The sequence below is a fragment of the Methanomassiliicoccales archaeon genome, assembly GCA_013415865.1.
Lineage (GTDB): Archaea > Thermoplasmatota > Thermoplasmata > Methanomassiliicoccales > UBA472 > MVRC01.
On the sequence record CP058896.1, the window covers coordinates 444,418 to 461,103 of the forward strand.

The following is a 16,686-nucleotide window of genomic DNA, read 5'->3' on the forward strand; positions in this document are numbered from 1 at the left end:
CAAGCTCATGGTCATAGGCTCCGGCCCGATAGTCATCGGCCAGGCCGCAGAGTTCGATTTCTCAGGTTCCCAGGCATGCAGGTCCCTCCGAGAGGAAGGTTATGAGACCGTGCTCGTCAACAGTAACCCTGCCACCATCCAGACGGACCTTGAGATGGCCGATATCGTGTATATAGAACCTCTGAACGTCGAAACGATCGCCCGCATAATAGAAAAGGAGAAGGTGGAAGGGGTGCTGTCCGGGATGGGCGGTCAGACGGCTTTGAACATATGTTCCGAGCTGGCTGAGAAAGGCTATCTTGAAAGGCTGAACTGTCGCCTTTTCGGGACGCAGCCCAAGGCCATCGCCCTCAGCGAAGATAGGGAGCTCTTCAAGCAGACCATGCTGGACATCGGTGAGCCTGTACCAAGGTCAAGGACAGTGCATTCCATCGAGGAGGCGAAGGAGGCGGTCAAGTACATAGGCAGGTATCCTGTCCTGGTAAGGCCCGCATACACCCTAGGTGGCACCGGTGGAGGCGTGGCGTATAACGAGGAGGAGCTTATCCCGATCGTCGGTCGTGGTCTGATCTATTCAAGGATCAGGCAGGTGCTCATCGAGGAGAGCGTTCTTGGATGGAAGGAGTTCGAATACGAGGTCATGAGGGACAAGAACGACAATTGCATCATAATCTGCTCCATGGAGAACCTCGACCCCATGGGCATACACACCGGTGAGAGCATAGTGGTCGCACCGGTCCAAACGCTCAACGACGTCGACCACCAAAGGCTCAGGACCGCATCTATAAAGATCATCAGGGCGCTCGGGATAGAGGGCGGATGCAACGTCCAGTTCGCCTTCGACCCTGTCACGAGGGAGCATAGGGTCATCGAGGTCAACCCCAGGGTGTCGCGCTCCTCGGCATTGGCCTCGAAGGCCACCGGCTACCCGATCGCAAGGGTGGCGGCGAAGATCGCCGTGGGCAAGACGCTCGACGAGATACAGAACAAGATCACTGGGAAGACGTCGGCGGCCTTTGAGCCGACTATCGATTATTGTGTCATAAAGGTGCCCCGTTGGCCTTTCGATAAGTTCCGTACCGTCGATAAGAGGCTCGGGACCCAGATGAAGTCCACCGGTGAGGTGATGGCCATCGGTAGGACGATCGAAGAGGGCCTTATGAAGGCGATCAGGTCCCTGGAAACGGACAAGGTCGACCTTGAGGGCGAGAAATGGACGGACGATGAGCTTGAGAACGAGCTCAAGTTCGCAACGGACAAGAGGTTGTTCGCCATCGCAGAGGCCATAAGGCGCGGAAGGAGCGTCAAGGAGATCGCTGCGCTCACCCAGTGGGACGAGTTCTTCATCAAGAAGATCAAGAACCTTGTGGAAATGGAATTCGAGCTGAAGAAAGGGATGCCATCCGTCGACCTGCTGAGAAAAGCAAAGAAGATGGGATTCCCAGACGAGAGCATCGCAAAGTTCTGTGGGATGAAGGAGGAAGATGTCCGTGAGCTCCGCAAACGGAACGGGATCGTCCCGACCTACAAGATGGTCGACACATGTGCGGCCGAGTTCGAGGCCGCCACGCCCTACTTCTATTCCACCTATGAGGCCCTTTCCGAGGCGAAGCGGTCCGAAAGGAAGAAGGTCATCATCGTGGGCGCAGGACCCATCAGGATAGGCCAGGGCATCGAGTTCGACTATTGCTGCGTCCATGGGGTCATGGCCTGCCAAGAAGAAGGTGTAGATGCCGTTGTCATCAACAACAACCCCGAGACCGTCTCCACGGACTATGACATATCCGACCGTCTGTACTTCGAGCCTCTGACCTTGGAGGATGTCCTTAATGTGATCGAGGCCGAGGACGCGGACGGGGTCATCGTGCAATATGGAGGCCAGACCTCGGTCAACCTGGCGGTGCCTTTGGAAGCGGCGCTCAAGGGGAAGAAGGCAAAGGTCCTCGGGACAAGCCCTGACATGATAGATGTCGCAGAGGACCGAAAGCGCTGGACCCAACTGATGAAGGAACTTGATATAAAACAACCCGAGTCGGGAACTGGATATTCACATACGGAGGTGAAGGCCGTTGCGGACAGGATAGGCTATCCTGTTCTGCTAAGGCCCTCATATGTCCTCGGAGGGAGAGGGATGGAGATCATCTACAACGAGGATGAGCTGAGGACCTATGTTGAGACGGCGGTCCGCGTATCGAGGTCCCATCCTGTTCTGATAGACAAGTATCTGTCGCACGCTATCGAGCTGGACGTTGACGTCGTGAGCGATGGGGAGGACGTTTTCATAGGAGGGGTCCTTGAGCACATCGAAGAGGCCGGGGTCCATTCTGGAGATGCGACGATGGTGCTGCCCCCGCAGACCGTCCCCCCTCACGTGATCGAAAAGGTCGTCGACATAACGGTAAAGGTGGCAAAGGCCCTGCAGGTCAAGGGCCTCATGAACCTCCAATTGGCCGTCAAAGGCGATGAAGTTTATATGCTGGAGGCGAACCCGAGGGCCTCAAGGACCGTGCCATTCGTTTCAAAGGCCATCGGGGTGCCCTTGGCCAAGGTGGCGACGAAGGTGCAGCTCGGAAAAAAGCTCAGGGACATGGGCCTTGTGGGCATGGCGAGGTTCGACCATGTCGCCGTCAAGGCGTCCGTCTTCCCCTTCCTCAAACTGCCGGGCGTGGACTCGATCCTCGGTCCAGAGATGAAGAGCACAGGGGAGGTCATGGGCATCGATACAGATTACGATGCTGCCATGTACAAGGCCCTCATCTCGGCCGGCATGAAGCTCCCCATGAAAGGAGGGGTGTACATCACGGTCTCCGATAATGACAAGAGGGAGGTGCTCCCCATCGCAAAGCAGCTTTTCGAGATGGGCTTCCGCATATATGCGACGAAGGGCACGTCGACCTTCCTCAGGGACAACGATGTCCCGACCACCACCGTCTACAAGGTCAGGGACAACACCCCGCCTGATGCTCTTGGTCTGATGAGGAAAGGGGAGATCAACCTAATCATCAACACCCCTACGTATAGCTCCGGTTCTATCAGGGACGGGGCCATGATGAGAAGGCTCGCCGTCGAGCTTGAGATACCGTTCCTCACCACCATCCAGGCAGCCAGGGCGACGGTGGCCGCCATCAGAAGGGCCAGGAGAGAGGAGATGGGAGTGAGCGACCTGGCATCTTACCATGTGAAATGATTCAGGTCCCATTCTTTTCGCCTATCTTCACCTCATATTTCGCGACGATCATGACGCCCAGTAAGAGCATCGCGCCGCTCACGACCAGCATCGGGGATGGTACCTGACCAAGGAAAATTATCGCCAACAGGGATGCTATCATCGGTTCCCCCAACAATGATATGCTGACGAATGACGCCGTGACATATCTGAGGCTCCAGTTGTACATCGTATGGCCGAAGATCGTCGATACTCCCGCCAGAAGAAGGAAGAGAACAAGGTCATTCTCAGATATCGGCAGCACTGGCACGGACATGACGAAACATGATGCGAAGAGGAACAGCGTGGCGGCGGAGTACACTATGAAGGCGTAGGGGATGATGTCGACGACCTGTCTCATCACCCTCCCTCCGACAATAAAGACGGCCGCCAGCACACATCCTATCAAAGCCAGGATATTTCCCTCAAGACCGCTTTCGCCCAGACCGCTCAAGGAGACCAGCACGATCCCGAGAAAACCAAGGACCATGCCTATCATTGCCTTCTTGTCCGTCTCTTTCAGATAGAAGACCGACACAAGACCGATTATCAACGGATGCGCGGTGACGAGAAGGGTCGATGCGGCGACCGTGGTTAGGGTGAGGGAGGCGTTGAAGGTGTAGAAATGTAGCGCGAGAACTATACCTATTCCCATCAGCACATACCAATGCCGTTTCGGAAGGGAGCGCAGATGCTCTCTGCGCGGCCCCATCGCCATCGGAAGAAGGAACAGTGCCGCGAAAAGCATCCTATATGCTGCGATGACCAAAGGATCAGCATCGCTCCAGACGATGAATATCGAGGCAAATGAGACGCTGACGACGGCTATCAGCACTCCGATATAGGGAGATGCTCCCTTGCCGTCCAGCTTGAGGAGGGGCATGTTATCAATGAATAAGTATCGACCTGACCCCTTTGCAGCCCTTGAGGCGAGGTATCAGCTCTGGCTGCACCGGGCTCTCCGTTATTATGAACAACCTTGGCTCCGTGCTTAGGTCCGGGTCGGTGACGATCGCCTGGCGGATGCTTATTCCCCCCGCCGCTATGACGCTGGTTACCTCCGAGATTATGCCAGGGGTCGAGGCGTTGGTGGGGATTATCTCGATCGCGCTCCAACCCATCTCCGATGCCACGTCCTTCAAGAACGAGGTGGGCCTGAGCTTGGAGAAGACCCTGAGCAGCTCGGGGCTCGCCTCAATGGTCTCGACCGCCGCCCTGACGATCCTCCTGTCGACCCCCGCGGCCTTGCCTATCGCAACGTCAGCGAGCTCGATCTCACCACTGTAGATGCGGCCATCCTGGACGCGCAGACCTTGCTCAAGGAGCAGCTTTGCCACCTTCGCCTGAGAGGGATAGCGACCGAAATAGTTCGATATCTGTTTCCACATAACAGAACGGCATCCCCCTGGTCATTTAAAATGTTTGTCGTTGTATAGTTTTGTCCATCGAGGGGATGCCCGGGCAAAGGGAAAGCTATAATCGGGTTGAGCATGATAGAGTCTGGGCGCATCAGCCGTTTTGAGGGGCGGGGCTCACCTGCCTTCGAAAGGGTTATATGCGTGCTAAATATTGACACGGTTCACCGAGGTGAAAGAGTGCTTGGCAAGAACGTAAGGATGGAACGCATCATGGACAGGTCGACCGGGCGTGCAGTGATCGTTCCGATGGACCACGGAATAACAATGGGTCCGATAGAGGGGCTGATAGACATGAGGTCGACCATAGACAAAGTATCCCAGGGAGGGGCGACCGCGATCGTCCTTCATAAGGGCATCATCCCATATTCTCATCGCTCGTTCGGGCGCGACATCGGTCTCATAGTCCATCTCTCGGCCAGCACAGGTCTGTCACCGCATACCAATCACAAGGTCCTTGTGACCACCGTCGAGGAGGCCATTAAGACAGGCGGTGATGCCGTGTCCATCCATGTGAACCTGGGTGATGAGCATGAGCCAGAGATGCTCAGGGACTTTGGAGAGGTCTCCAGGAAATGCGCGGAGTGGGGCATGCCCCTAATGGTGATGATCTATCCCAGGGGGAAGGACATCAAGGACGCGTACGATGTCGACCTGGTGAAGAAATGTGCCAGGACCGCGGCCGAGCTTGGGGCTGACCTGATAAAGACGAACTACACTGGGGATATTGACAGCTTCAAGGAGGTCGTCCGCGGTGCCGAGGCACCGGTCATCATTGCGGGAGGGCCGAAGATGAGCTCGGACGAACAGCTGCTCCAGATGGTAAAGGATTCAATGGATGCCGGAGGCAAGGGGGTCAGCATTGGAAGGAACATCTTCCAGCACAGGAACATCATCGGCATCACCAAGGCGATAAGTGGGATCGTCCTGGAGGACATGGACGTCGAGGAAGCACTTAAGATATTGAAGTGAACAAGATGTCAGAGAAGTTGGTCTGGGTCCGGAGCGACCTTTTCCCATCAAAGAGCGACAGGAAGAAGGCCGTCACGGCGGCCCTCGAGGCGGGACTGGTGGATATCCTCATCCGGGACGAGGACACCGAGTTCCTGAGGCTTGGAAGGTTCGATGCCGTGGTCGTGAAAGGGGATGAGCTGTACGAGGACGGTAAGCTGACCGGAAAGATCGTAGCGATAGACCGGCCGGAGGACCTGGCCAAGGCATCCGCCCTTAAGGACAAGGTAGACCATCTGCTCATAGCGGCAAATGACTGGAAGGTCATACCCTTGGAGAACCTCATAGCAGAGTTCCAGCGCTCGAGGACCCTGATCATTGCCGGAGCGAGGACCCCTGAGGAGGCAAAGCTCTTTGCCGAGACGCTGGAGGTGGGGGTGGATGGGGTGGCCATCGAGCCTTCCGCTCCTTCGAAGATAAAGGACTTCAAGGACATCATGTCGTCAAGAAAGGGAACGATGGAGCTCACGCCGGTCAAGATAACCAGGATCGTACCTATAGGGACGGGGGACAGGGTATGCGTTGACACGTGCTCTTTGCTCAGGATAGGTGAGGGCATGCTCATCGGGTCGCAGAGCTCCTGCATGTTCCTGGTCCACTCTGAGAGCCTTGAGAGCGAGTATGTCGCGGCAAGGCCTTTCAGGGTCAACGCGGGCCCGGTCCATGCCTACGTCCTTTGCGCCGACGGGAAGACAAAGTATCTGTCCGAGGTCCGAGGAGGGGATGTCCTGTTGGCCGTGACCTCGTCGGGAGAGACAAGACCGGTGGTCGTCGGCAGGGCGAAGGTCGAGGTGAGGCCCTTGCTCTTGATAGAGGTGGACGCGGACGGAAGGAGGCATTCCATCATTTTGCAGAACGCCGAGACCATCCGGATGTGCACCAAGGATGGTGCGGTGTCAGTCTCTGACCTCAAGGTCGGACAGGAGGTCCTGGCTAAGGTCGAAAAAGGTGGCAGGCATTTCGGCCACGCTATCGAAGAGACGATCGACGAGAGGTGACCGATGAAGGTCTGTGTTTCTGTCGCTGAAAGGGATGTCCCGTCAGCGGTCGATGCATGCCGTCGTGCTGTCTCCCTCGGGGCGGACATGGTCGAAGTGAGGTTCGACATGATGGACGAGCTACCTCATGACCTGACGCTTTTCAGGAGCATACCGGTGCCCCTGATCGCCACGCTGCGCTCGGTCACGGACGGTGGTAAGTATTCAGGAGATGATGAGGAAAAGGTCAAGCTCCTGACCATGGCCGCTGATAACGGCTTCGCGTTCATCGATTCCGAGAGCGTTTTTAAAGGATCTGATGTGCTCAAAAGGACATCGGGCAACACCAGGCTCATCGTCTCCTATCATGACCATGAGAGGACGCCGAAGGTCTCGGACATAGTCCATATCCTTGTGTCCTGCTCGTCAAAGGGGGATGTAGCGAAGGTGGCCTTCAGGGCGAACACCTTCAAGGACGTCCTATCATTGGTCGAGGCGTCGAAGGCGTACTCTGAGACAGGCAAAGAATTTGTCGCGATATCGATGGGCGAGAAGGGGGTGGTGACCAGGGTCCTCTTCGAGCGTCTTGGCGCCTCCTTCACCTATGCCTCATTGGAAAAAGGGAGGGAGGTCGCGCCGGGACAGATGGACGTCTCGACCCTCAAGGCACTGTCCGGAGACATTGTGGTGACGGGCGTGACCGGCAGGTCCCTCTCACATTCTCTGTCACCTTGGATGCATAACGCGGCATTCTCGGACCTGGGCATCCCGGGCATATATCTCAAATTCCAGGCCGAGCACGAGGAGCTTCCAGACCTGTTGGGGCTGATGGTCGAGCTCGGTATCAGGGGGACCAATGTCACCATTCCGCACAAGGAGGCGGTAATTCCATTACTGGATTCCATAGACCCGGAGGCCGAGAGGATAGGGGCGGTGAACACTGTAAAGAACGATGATGGGTCGCTGGTCGGCTTCAACACTGACGTGTACGGCGTCAGGATGACGTTCGAGAAGAACCGCTTCGCACCAAAGGGAAAGAAGGTGCTAGTCATGGGCGCAGGTGGTGCGGCCAGAGCTGTATCGGCATATCTCTCCTCAGAGGGGGCGGACATCTTCATCGCAAACAGAACGGCTGAGAAGGCCAGGGCATTGGCGGAGGCGTTCGATGGCATTACCGTGATCAAGGTCGAGGAGGTGCCTGACCATCATTTCGATGCGATGGTCAATTGCACCCCGTTGGGGATGAAAGGATACCCTGATGAGATCTCCATACCTGCGGAGGCGATCAGGGAGGGACAGTTCATCATGGACACCATCTACAACCCGCCGATGACGAAGCTCGTCGCCGAGGGCCTCGCAAGGGGAGCAACAGCGGTATCAGGAAAGGACATGCTCATATTCCAGGCGATGCAGGCCTTTGAGATCTGGACCGGGGTCAGACCGAAGTATGAGGTCATGAGGGCCGGCTTTGAGGAGGGAATGTCCAGATGAAAGGGAGCGGCATCGCACGCGGCGCAGGCACAGTGATCAATGCCATGGCCACAGGCAAGGGATGCGCATTTGGGATAGACATCAGGACCGAGGCGGACGTCGAGCTGAACGACACGGGTGAGATCGAGGTGGTGATCGAAGGGCACCCCGAGGAGCCGACAAGGCTAATAGAGCTCTGCGTCGGAGGCATCCTCGAGAAGTTCGGAAGGCAGGGGACAGGCGCCAAGGTCGTGACCAGGTCGCAGATACCGATCTCCAGGGGCCTGAAGAGCAGCAGCGCGGCGGCCAACGCCGTTATAAAGGCGACATTGAGGGCCATAGGCGAGGACATGCAGGTCCTCGACGCGATAAGGTTCGGATGCGAGAAGGCGATAGAGGCCGGAGTATCGGTGACAGGGGCCTTCGATGATGCCTGTGCCTCGATGCTCGGCGGGGTGGTGCTCACCGATAATGCTAATTTCGAGATCATAAGACGTGAGAGGATGGACGCGTCCCTTGTCGCCCTGATATATGTGCCAGACCGAATGATCAGGAAGACCGGGCTGCCTTTGTCAAGGATAAGGGCGAACGCTGACCTCATCGAGCTGGCATATATCCTCGCAATGCATGGAGATTATAGGACCGCGATGAAGCTGAACGGAATGGTCTACTCCTCGGTCCTTGGGGTCGACCCGTCGGTCATGCATGAGGCCTTGGAGAAGGGGGCGGTCGCGGCAGGGCTGAGCGGTACGGGGCCGGCGACCGTCATGCTCGTGGAAAGGGAGAGGGCGGAGAAGCTGCGCTCGTCCCTGAGCGTCTCTGAGAAGATCATCGTCGCGGAGCTCTATAATTGCGATTGAGGTGTCAACATGTTGCTCAAGGTCAGACCGTCCACGGTAGAAGGAAGGATCGTTGCGTCGCCGTCAAAGAGCTACACCCACAGGGCTTTGGTCCTTGCCTCATTGGCACATGGGACCTCGGTCCTGAAGGGGCCGCTTCTGAGCGGGGACACGCTCGCCACCTTAAGGGCCATCGAGGCGTTCGGGGCGAAGGTATGTCATAAGGGCAGGGACCTGGAAGTGGAAGGAGGGCCCCTGAGATGCCCTGAGGACGTGATTGACGCGGCCAACTCGGGAACGACCATACGGATAGTTGCAGGGATAGCCTCGCTGCTTCCATGCTACACGGTGCTCACCGGCGATGCATCGGTCAGGAGGAGGCCGATGCAGCCCCTGATCGATGCCTTGTCCCAGTTAGGTGTCGAATGCCGTTCGACAAGGGGCAACGGGCTTGCACCGTTGATAGTGAGGGGGCCTAACACCGGACGCGTGGCACATATCCGAGGGGATATCAGCTCCCAGTTCATCTCGTCCTTGCTCATATCCTCCCCGCTGAAAAAGGTGGATACCGACATAATCATAACGAGCGAGCTTAGGTCGAGGCCATACATCGACATCACCATCGAGATGATGTCGAGGTTCGGAGCGGAGGCCAAGACGACCGAGAATGGCTTCCATATCATTGGAGGGCAGACATATAGGCCTGACCATTATCAGGTCCCCGGCGACTATTCCTCGGCGGCCTTCCCCCTCACTGCCGGTGCCCTTATCGGAAAGGTACAGGTCGATAATCTGGACCCGAGGGATGCACAAGGGGACCGCATGATACTTGACATATTGTCCTCCTTCGGCGCCACCGTAACGCAGAGAGGGGGCTCGGTCACCTGCTCCTCAGGCCCGTTGCAAGGGGCCGACGTTGACCTGGGCCAAGCGCCAGACCTGTTCCCCATCGTGGCGGTCCTGGCCACGCAGGCGAAGGGGAGGAGCAGGCTGTTCAACGCCGAGCATGTCCGGCTCAAGGAGAGCGATAGGATCTCCGCCACCGTGACCTTCCTTAAGGCAATGGGCGCCGAGATGGAGGAGACCAGGGACGGGTGCATCATCAACGGGCCTTCAAAGCTCAAGGGGACGCATGTTATGGCGCATTCGGACCACAGGATACTGATGGCGGCGGCCGTGGCGGCCCTCGTGGCAGATGGAGAGACCACGGTCTCAGATGGCGATTGCTTTAAGATATCTTATCCTGGTTTCGTCGATGATATGCGGTCCATTGGGGCGGACCTGGAGCTGGTTCCATGAACACTATAGGGGTGAAGCTCAGGCTCACGATATTCGGCACGAGCCACGGAGAAGGTGTTGGATGCGTCATCGATGGTATCCCCGCGGGCATGACGATATCATTGGATGATATACAGAGAGAGCTTGACCTGAGAAGGCCATCGGTGGGGATAGGGACCCCGCGCAGAGAGGAGGACATCGTCCTCCCGCTATCGGGCCTTAAGGACTCAAAGGCCACCGGGGGGGCCCTGACGCTTTTCATCAAGAACGTTGACAAGGACAGCGAAAGATACAAGGACCTTGAGTTCAGGCCAAGACCTGGACATGCGGACCTAACGGCCGTCATAAAGTATGGGGGATCGCATGACATCCGGGGGGGAGGTCAGTTCTCTGGAAGGATGACCGCCCCGATCGTCGCTGCCGGGTCGGTGGCCAAGGCCATATTGGCAAAGATCGGGGTCAACATAAGGGCATACACGGTCCAGATCGGGAAGGTCAGGGACGATGCTGACAGGACCTACGAGGAGATCGCCGAGAAGGGAAGGGCCAATGACATAAGAGCGGCGTCGGTCGAGATGGCCGAATTGATGAGAAAGGAGATAATGGACGCCAAGGCCGACGGTGACAGCATAGGTGGGGTGGTGAGATGCCTCGCTGTGGGGCTCCCGATCGGTGTCGGTGAGCCTTTCTTCGATACCCTTGAGGGGGAGCTGGCCAAGATGATCTTCGCCATACCTGCTGTAAAGGGGATAGAGTTCGGGGCGGGCTTCAGGTCAGCGTCGATGAGGGGGTCTCAGCACAACGACCCCTTCACCATAAAGGACGGTAAGGTCGTCACGACAAAGAACGATTCAGGCGGAGTGCTTGGGGGGATCAGCAATGGGATGCCCCTTGACCTGAGCGTCGCGTTCAAGCCCACCGCCTCGATCGCTCAGGAACAGGACACCATAGACCTTAGGACCATGCGGCCGGCCAAGATCAGGACCGAGGGGAGGCATGACCCATGCATCGTGCCCAGGGCCGTCGTGGTCGTCGAGGCGGCGGTGGCGCTGGTACTGGCAGACCTATGCATCAGAGGTGGTTTCATTGACTGAGAAGGTGGACGGCATCCGTTGGATGATCGAGGAGATAGACAGGGAGATCATGGTGCTCATCAAGAAGAGGATGGACGCAGCGCTCAAGATGGGCAAGACCAAGGTCGAAAAGTCGATGCCTGTCCGGAACCTCAAGGTGGAGGATGAGGTCATCGGGCGATACATCAGCAGAGCAGGGGAGGCTGGCATATCTGAGGAGGCGGCGAAGGAGATCGCCCAGATACTTATCAGGGAATCGATCGAGGCCCAGGCAAGATTGCCGAGGCCAATGAGGTCTGTAAAGGAGGTCCTCGTGATCGGCGGGGCGGGAAAGATGGGGCTCTGGTTCGCCAGATATATGGCGATGAGGGGTCACAAGGTCAAGATATTTGACAAGAAGAGGTGCAAGGAGTTCCCGAACGTGACCGACATGACGACATCGGTCAAGGCAGCGGACGTCATCATCGTGGCGGTGCCGATCTCCGAGGCCAAAGGGGTGCTGGAGAAGATAATTGAGGCGAGACCGAAAGGGCTTGTCTTCGACATCATGTCGGTCAAGCAACCGATCATCCGGACCCTGGAGAGAGCGGCCGAGGAGGGGCTGAAGGTCTGCAGCGTCCACCCGATGTTCGGGCCGGACGCGCTCTCGATGTACAGCAGGAACATCATCGTATGCGACTGTGGTTCCACCAGAGGTGTTGAGGAGTTCCTGCCTCTGGTGGAGGGGATGGGGGCGAACATAACTGAGATGCCGGTGACCGAGCATGATATGCTCATATCCTATGTGCTTGGCCTGAGCCACGCGATAAACATCGCATTCTTCAGCTCACTTAGGGCCTCAGGCATAGAGTTCAAGAGCTTTGAGGACATCGCCTCCACGACGTTCAAGAGACAGGCCTCGTCCGCCAGGAGGGTCGCCTTGGAATCCCCTGACCTATATTACGAGATCCAGCACGAGAACCCTTACACGGAGAGGTGCTTCGATCTCCTGATGAAGGTCATAACAGACCTGAAGGATTCGGCCCTCTCCGAGGACAAGGAACGTTTCGTCCAGATGATGAAGGAAGGCAGGAAGTATTTCGGAGATGATTGAATGGCGAAGATACAGGTTGCAGTGCTAGGCGCGACTGGAATGATAGGGCAGAGGTTCGTCCAGCTCCTCGAGGACCATCCCTGGTTCGAGATCGGCGGGCTCTATGCCTCCGAGAGGTCGGAAGGGAAGAGGCTGGCAGACGTCATGAAGGTCAAGGACCATGTCTTCAAGGAGGAGACCCTCGAGAGAAGGATCGAGCAGCTGGACGCCAAGGCGGTCGCGAAAAGATGCCGCGTCGCCTTCTCCGGACTTCCATCGGACATCGCCAAGGACATCGAGACCTCCTTGTCGGAAGAGGGCGTCGCGGTCTTCTCCAACGCAGCCTCGCATAGGATGAGGCCAGATGTACCTTTGCTGATCCCTGAGGTGAACCCTGACCATCTGGACCTCATCAAAAAGCAGAAATGCTATAAGGATGGGGGGTACATCGTCACCAACGCGAACTGCTCGACCACGGGTCTGGCGCTGCCGTTGAAGGCGATCTTAGAGGCGTTCGGGCTGAAGTTCGTCTGCGTCTCCACATACCAGGCCATATCGGGCGCAGGATATCCTGGCGTACCCTCACTGGATATCATGGCGAACATCGTGCCGTTCATCAAGAACGAAGAAGAGAAGATGGAAGAGGAGATCTTCAAGATGCTCGGCAAGAAGACCGCCAAGGGCATAGAGATGCCAAAGTTCGATATGGTGGCTTCATGCGCCAGGGTCCCCGTGATAGATGGACACACCGAGTCCGTGGTCATCAAGATGGATAAGGAGGCCTCGGTCGATGAGGTGGTGAAGGTGCTGACGAAGTTCAGGCCCGCCCCGCAGAGGCTGGGGCTCCCTACCGCCCCCTTGAGACCCATAATCGTCCGCATGGAGGAGAACCGCCCGCAGCCCCTATGCGATGTCTATGCTGGAGAGCCTTCGCGCGCAAGAGGGATGGCGGTGACGGTCGGAAGGGTGAGGCAGAGCGGAAACAAATATACGAAACTATGGCTGTTATCCCATAACACCCTGAGGGGCGGTGCCGGAGGCTCGGTCCTCAACGCCGAGCTGGCAAGAGCTAAGAAATTGCTTTGAGGTGATGGGATTGAAGAGGACCGTCGAGGAGATCAACGCCAGGATCAAAAAGGGCGATGCGGTCGTCATGACCGCCGAGGAGGCCATTGACCTGGTGAAGAAGGATGGCCTGGAGAAGGCCACCGAACAGGTGGATGTAGTGACGACCGGCACCTTCGGGGCAATGTGCTCCTCTGGCGCGTTCATCAATTTCGGTCACTCCGAGCCGCCGATCAAGATGTCCAAGGTCTTCCTGAACGATGTGCCGGCCTATGGAGGGATAGCAGCGGTCGACGCCTACATCGGAGCGACCGAGGAATCCTCCAACGGCCGCCACGATTATGGGGGGGCACATGTGATCGAGGACCTCATCGCCGGCAGGCCTGTCAAGCTGAAGGCGACCTCAAAGGGCACGGACTGCTATCCTCGCAAGGAGATAGAGACGTTCATCACCCTCAAGACCGTTAACCAGGCATATCTGTTCAATCCTCGGAACATGTACCAGAACTATGCGGTCGCAACGAACTCCAGCGATAGGACCCTGTTCACCTACATGGGAAAGCTCCTGCCCAACATGAAGAACGCCACATATTCCAGCTCTGGTCAGCTCTCCCCCTTGCTGAAGGACCCGAAGCTGAGGACGATCGGCATAGGCACGAGGATCTTCTTGGGAGGGGCACAAGGGTATGTGAGCTGGGAAGGTACCCAATATAAGACAAACGTCCCGATGCGGAACGGAGTGCCCTCGGCCTCTGCCAGGACGCTTGCGGTCATCGGCGACATGAAACAGATGTCCACGGAATACATCCGGGCGCTGTACATGAACCGTTACGGCATCAGCTTGGCAGTTGGCATCGGGGTACCTATACCGGTCATCGATGAGGACATCATGCGCACCTGTGCCCTGACAGATGAGGAGCTCTTCGCGCCAGTGGTCGACTATGCCCTCCAGTCAAGGAACAGAAGGCCCATACAAGAGGTCTCATATGCAGAGCTCCGCTCGGGCACGATCAACGTGAAGGGAAAGAAGGTCAAGACCTCCTCGCTCTCATCATATTACAAGGCAAGGCAGATCGCCATCGAGCTCAAGCGGCAGATAATGGAGAAGGAGTTCCTGCTCACGCAGTTCGTTCAGGCGATGCCAGAGGAGCGGGCGATACGGCCTTTGGACGTCAGGTCGAGGGAGGAGGTGCTCTGATGGGGTCGAACAGGTACATGCTGTTCTTCACACCGGACCTGATCAATGAGCCGATAACGTACCGGATGGTCAAGGACTTTGACCTGATGATAAATATACTGAGGGCCGAGATCGATGACACCGGAGGGCGCCTTATGATCGCGTTCGAGGGTAGCCCGCAACAGATCAAGAGCGCTTTGAAATATCTCACGGACAACAAGGTCCAGATCAAGGAGCTCAACGAATATGTGCACAAGGATGCGGACAGGTGCACCGATTGCGGGATGTGCGTATCCGTCTGCCCCGTCAGCGCGTTCGTGGTCGACAGGGGCACCTGGAAGATCATCTTCAACAGCGACAAGTGCATCGCCTGCGGGATGTGCATCGACGCATGCCCTCCAGGGGCGATGAAGTTGGGCCAATGATCGTCAGAAGGCATTTCGAACTCGGTGAGACGGCGGTCACCATCGTTGCAGAGGAGGAGCTCATAGGCCATGCCGAGAGGAGCATCTTCGATTCGAGGGAGGAGCTCCTTTCGTTCCTGGCCAAAGACCCCTTCTTCGGGCTGACATTGGAACCTTACGAAGAGCCGAGGGCCTCGCCCCCCATCGTCAAGAGGATGTGCGAGGCCGCGAGGGCCGCCAACGTGGGCCCGATGGCGGCGGTCGCCGGGGCCATCGCTGAGGCTGCGCTGGAGGCCATGGTGGAGCGGGGGGCGGACCACGCCATCGTCGATAATGGCGGTGACATAGCGATGGTCCTGAGGAAGGAGACGGCGGTCGGTATCTATGCCGGGGACTCCCCATTCAAGGGGTTCGCGTATATGGTACCTCCCACCGATGGGAGATACGGGATATGCACCTCCTCAGGGACCGTGGGACCTTCGATATCCTTTGGTATCGCGGATGCTGCGACCGTCTTCGCAAAGGACGTCGCCCTGGCGGACGCCTGCGCCACAGCCCTTGGTAATATGGTAAGGTCGCCGGATGAGGATGTCCTGAGCGATGCCGTGAGGTCCATCTCAGGGATCAGGGGTGTTGATGGCTGCGTTGTCATCGTGGGCGACAGGCTCGCAATGAGGGGCAAGGTCCCTGACCTCGTGAGATGCGACGAGACACGATACAAGGTGTCGGAACGATACCTCTGAACCTGCCATAATGCCCGTCCCCGGCCCTCCTGATATAAAAAGGTTGAAGTACGCTGTCCCCATTCTCCGCCCTGCTACCGGTGAGCAGATGGCATTGAAATTGGCCATACCCAACAAGGGAAGGTTGAACGAGAAGTCCGTCCAGATGTTGAAGCAGGCGGGCCTGGAGTTCGATGACGCGGACGAGCGCAAGCTGTATGCGAACGTGAAGCGCAGGGACATCTCGATAATGTTCCTCCGCGCGAGCGACATCGTCAGGTTCGTGCATTCGGGGGCCGTCGACATGGGCATCACCGGTAAGGACCTGATCATGGAGCAGGATGCCGACGTCAAGGTACTGGACGAGCTGAACTTCGGCCACTGCCGATTGTCCGTGGCCGCCCCGGAGTCATCTGGGATAGACAGCGTCGACAAGGTCAAGGACGGCACGGTCGTGGCGACCTCCTTTCCCTCGATGACCAAACGTTACTTCTCCAAGCTCGGAAAGAAGGTCCAGATCGAGGAGATATCTGGCGCGGCCGAGATAACGCCCCATCTGGGCGTCGCTCAGATAATAGTGGACCTCGTCTCGAGCGGCTCCACCCTCAAGATGAACCACCTCAAGGAGATCGCCGTCATCGCCGAATCACAGGCAGTGGTGATCGCCAACAAGAAGGCCTTCAGGGAGCAAAGGGAAAAGATGGAGGAGCTGGTCTCTGCCATACGCAGCGTGCTCGACGCAGAGAACAAGAAGTACCTCATGGCCGATGTGCCGACCTCCTCATTGGAGGAGGTAAAAAAATTCTTCCCAGGCATCGCGGGGCCGACGGTCATGAACATCATGGGCAGGGACGATGTCGTCGCCATCCATGTGGTCGTGGACAAGGACAAGGTGTATGACGCCATCGTCAGGTTGAAGAAGATGGGAGCGAGCGGGATCCTCATAACCCCGATCGACCGGATGGTCCCGTGAGGTGA

Annotated in this window: 15 protein-coding genes; 13 read left to right on the forward strand and 2 right to left on the reverse strand. The window is 57.4% G+C overall.

Features of this window, described 5'->3' with window-relative positions; translation table 11 throughout:
- Window positions 1-7: 7 nt before the first annotated feature.
- Window positions 8-3,187 (forward strand): carbamoyl-phosphate synthase large subunit, encoded by a 3,180-nt coding sequence (carB, locus tag HPY73_02220; GenBank protein ID QLH75618.1) that lies wholly within the window; start codon window positions 8-10, stop codon window positions 3,185-3,187.
- Between the two features lies 1 nt (window position 3,188).
- Here the strand turns inward: carB and HPY73_02225 are convergent, their stop codons facing one another.
- Window positions 3,189-4,088 carry a DMT family transporter gene (locus HPY73_02225; GenBank protein QLH74379.1) on the reverse strand — a complete coding sequence of 300 codons (900 nt, stop codon included), beginning with the start codon at window positions 4,086-4,088 and terminating at the stop codon, window positions 3,189-3,191.
- A 4-nt stretch (window positions 4,089-4,092) separates the two neighbouring features.
- A complete protein-coding gene (locus HPY73_02230; protein ID QLH74380.1) occupies window positions 4,093-4,593 on the reverse strand; it encodes a hypothetical protein in 501 nt (166 codons plus the stop codon).
- Between the two features lie 102 nt (window positions 4,594-4,695).
- Here HPY73_02230 and HPY73_02235 point away from each other — a divergent pair, with 102 nt between their 5' ends.
- From HPY73_02235 to HPY73_02290, 12 genes are all read left to right on the forward strand, one after another.
- Entirely contained in the window at window positions 4,696-5,592 is an 897-nt protein-coding gene (locus HPY73_02235) for a class I fructose-bisphosphate aldolase family protein (GenBank protein QLH75619.1), read from the forward strand.
- 5 nt (window positions 5,593-5,597) lie between these two features.
- The gene (locus HPY73_02240; protein QLH74381.1) at window positions 5,598-6,629 is read left to right on the forward strand and encodes a 3-dehydroquinate synthase II; all 1,032 of its coding nucleotides are present in this window, start codon (window positions 5,598-5,600) and stop codon (window positions 6,627-6,629) included.
- Between the two features lie 3 nt (window positions 6,630-6,632).
- Entirely contained in the window at window positions 6,633-8,099 is a 1,467-nt protein-coding gene (gene aroE, locus HPY73_02245; protein ID QLH74382.1) for a shikimate dehydrogenase, read from the forward strand.
- Entirely contained in the window at window positions 8,096-8,938 is an 843-nt protein-coding gene (locus HPY73_02250; GenBank protein ID QLH74383.1) for a shikimate kinase, read from the forward strand. The genes aroE and HPY73_02250 overlap by 4 nt, the downstream gene beginning before the upstream one ends.
- Window positions 8,939-8,947: 9 nt before the next feature.
- The gene (gene aroA, locus HPY73_02255; GenBank protein QLH74384.1) at window positions 8,948-10,216 is read left to right on the forward strand and encodes a 3-phosphoshikimate 1-carboxyvinyltransferase; all 1,269 of its coding nucleotides are present in this window, start codon (window positions 8,948-8,950) and stop codon (window positions 10,214-10,216) included.
- A complete protein-coding gene (gene aroC / locus HPY73_02260; protein ID QLH74385.1) occupies window positions 10,213-11,289 on the forward strand; it encodes a chorismate synthase in 1,077 nt (358 codons plus the stop codon). Before aroA ends, aroC begins: the two co-directional genes overlap by 4 nt.
- Window positions 11,282-12,361: a prephenate dehydrogenase/arogenate dehydrogenase family protein gene (locus tag HPY73_02265; protein QLH74386.1), complete on the forward strand. Its 1,080-nt coding sequence runs from the start codon at window positions 11,282-11,284 to the stop codon at window positions 12,359-12,361. Before aroC ends, HPY73_02265 begins: the two co-directional genes overlap by 8 nt.
- Window positions 12,362-13,426 (forward strand): aspartate-semialdehyde dehydrogenase, encoded by a 1,065-nt coding sequence (gene asd / locus HPY73_02270; GenBank protein ID QLH74387.1) that lies wholly within the window; start codon window positions 12,362-12,364, stop codon window positions 13,424-13,426.
- 4 nt (window positions 13,427-13,430) lie between these two features.
- Window positions 13,431-14,603, forward strand: a complete 1,173-nt coding sequence (locus HPY73_02275) for a homocysteine biosynthesis protein (GenBank protein QLH74388.1) — start codon at window positions 13,431-13,433, stop codon at window positions 14,601-14,603.
- A complete protein-coding gene (locus HPY73_02280) occupies window positions 14,603-15,007 on the forward strand; it encodes a 4Fe-4S binding protein (protein ID QLH74389.1) in 405 nt (134 codons plus the stop codon). The genes HPY73_02275 and HPY73_02280 overlap by 1 nt, the downstream gene beginning before the upstream one ends.
- A complete protein-coding gene (locus tag HPY73_02285) occupies window positions 15,004-15,729 on the forward strand; it encodes a UPF0280 family protein (protein ID QLH74390.1) in 726 nt (241 codons plus the stop codon). The genes HPY73_02280 and HPY73_02285 overlap by 4 nt, the downstream gene beginning before the upstream one ends.
- An 88-nt stretch (window positions 15,730-15,817) precedes the next feature.
- Window positions 15,818-16,681 carry an ATP phosphoribosyltransferase gene (locus tag HPY73_02290; GenBank protein QLH75620.1) on the forward strand — a complete coding sequence of 288 codons (864 nt, stop codon included), beginning with the start codon at window positions 15,818-15,820 and terminating at the stop codon, window positions 16,679-16,681.
- Window positions 16,682-16,686 lie beyond the last annotated feature (5 nt).

What these genes read in the sequence shown, in the direction of transcription:
- aroC (QLH74385.1), top strand. Translation starts at nt 10,213, where the DNA reads ATGAACACTATAGGGGTGAAGCTCAGGCTCACGATATTCGGCACGAGC.
- HPY73_02235 (QLH75619.1), top strand. Translation starts at nt 4,696, where the DNA reads ATGATAGAGTCTGGGCGCATCAGCCGTTTTGAGGGGCGGGGCTCACCT.
- asd (QLH74387.1), top strand. Translation starts at nt 12,362, where the DNA reads ATGGCGAAGATACAGGTTGCAGTGCTAGGCGCGACTGGAATGATAGGG.
- HPY73_02285 (QLH74390.1), top strand. Translation starts at nt 15,004, where the DNA reads ATGATCGTCAGAAGGCATTTCGAACTCGGTGAGACGGCGGTCACCATC.
- aroE (QLH74382.1), top strand. Translation starts at nt 6,633, where the DNA reads ATGAAGGTCTGTGTTTCTGTCGCTGAAAGGGATGTCCCGTCAGCGGTC.
- HPY73_02240 (QLH74381.1), top strand. Translation starts at nt 5,598, where the DNA reads ATGTCAGAGAAGTTGGTCTGGGTCCGGAGCGACCTTTTCCCATCAAAG.
- HPY73_02280 (QLH74389.1), top strand. Translation starts at nt 14,603, where the DNA reads ATGGGGTCGAACAGGTACATGCTGTTCTTCACACCGGACCTGATCAAT.
- HPY73_02290 (QLH75620.1), top strand. Translation starts at nt 15,818, where the DNA reads ATGGCATTGAAATTGGCCATACCCAACAAGGGAAGGTTGAACGAGAAG.
- HPY73_02250 (QLH74383.1), top strand. Translation starts at nt 8,096, where the DNA reads ATGAAAGGGAGCGGCATCGCACGCGGCGCAGGCACAGTGATCAATGCC.
- HPY73_02275 (QLH74388.1), top strand. Translation starts at nt 13,431, where the DNA reads ATGGGATTGAAGAGGACCGTCGAGGAGATCAACGCCAGGATCAAAAAG.
- aroA (QLH74384.1), top strand. Translation starts at nt 8,948, where the DNA reads ATGTTGCTCAAGGTCAGACCGTCCACGGTAGAAGGAAGGATCGTTGCG.
- HPY73_02225 (QLH74379.1), bottom strand. Translation starts at nt 4,088, where the DNA reads ATGCCCCTCCTCAAGCTGGACGGCAAGGGAGCATCTCCCTATATCGGA.
- carB (QLH75618.1), top strand. Translation starts at nt 8, where the DNA reads ATGGTCATAGGCTCCGGCCCGATAGTCATCGGCCAGGCCGCAGAGTTC.
- HPY73_02230 (QLH74380.1), bottom strand. Translation starts at nt 4,593, where the DNA reads ATGTGGAAACAGATATCGAACTATTTCGGTCGCTATCCCTCTCAGGCG.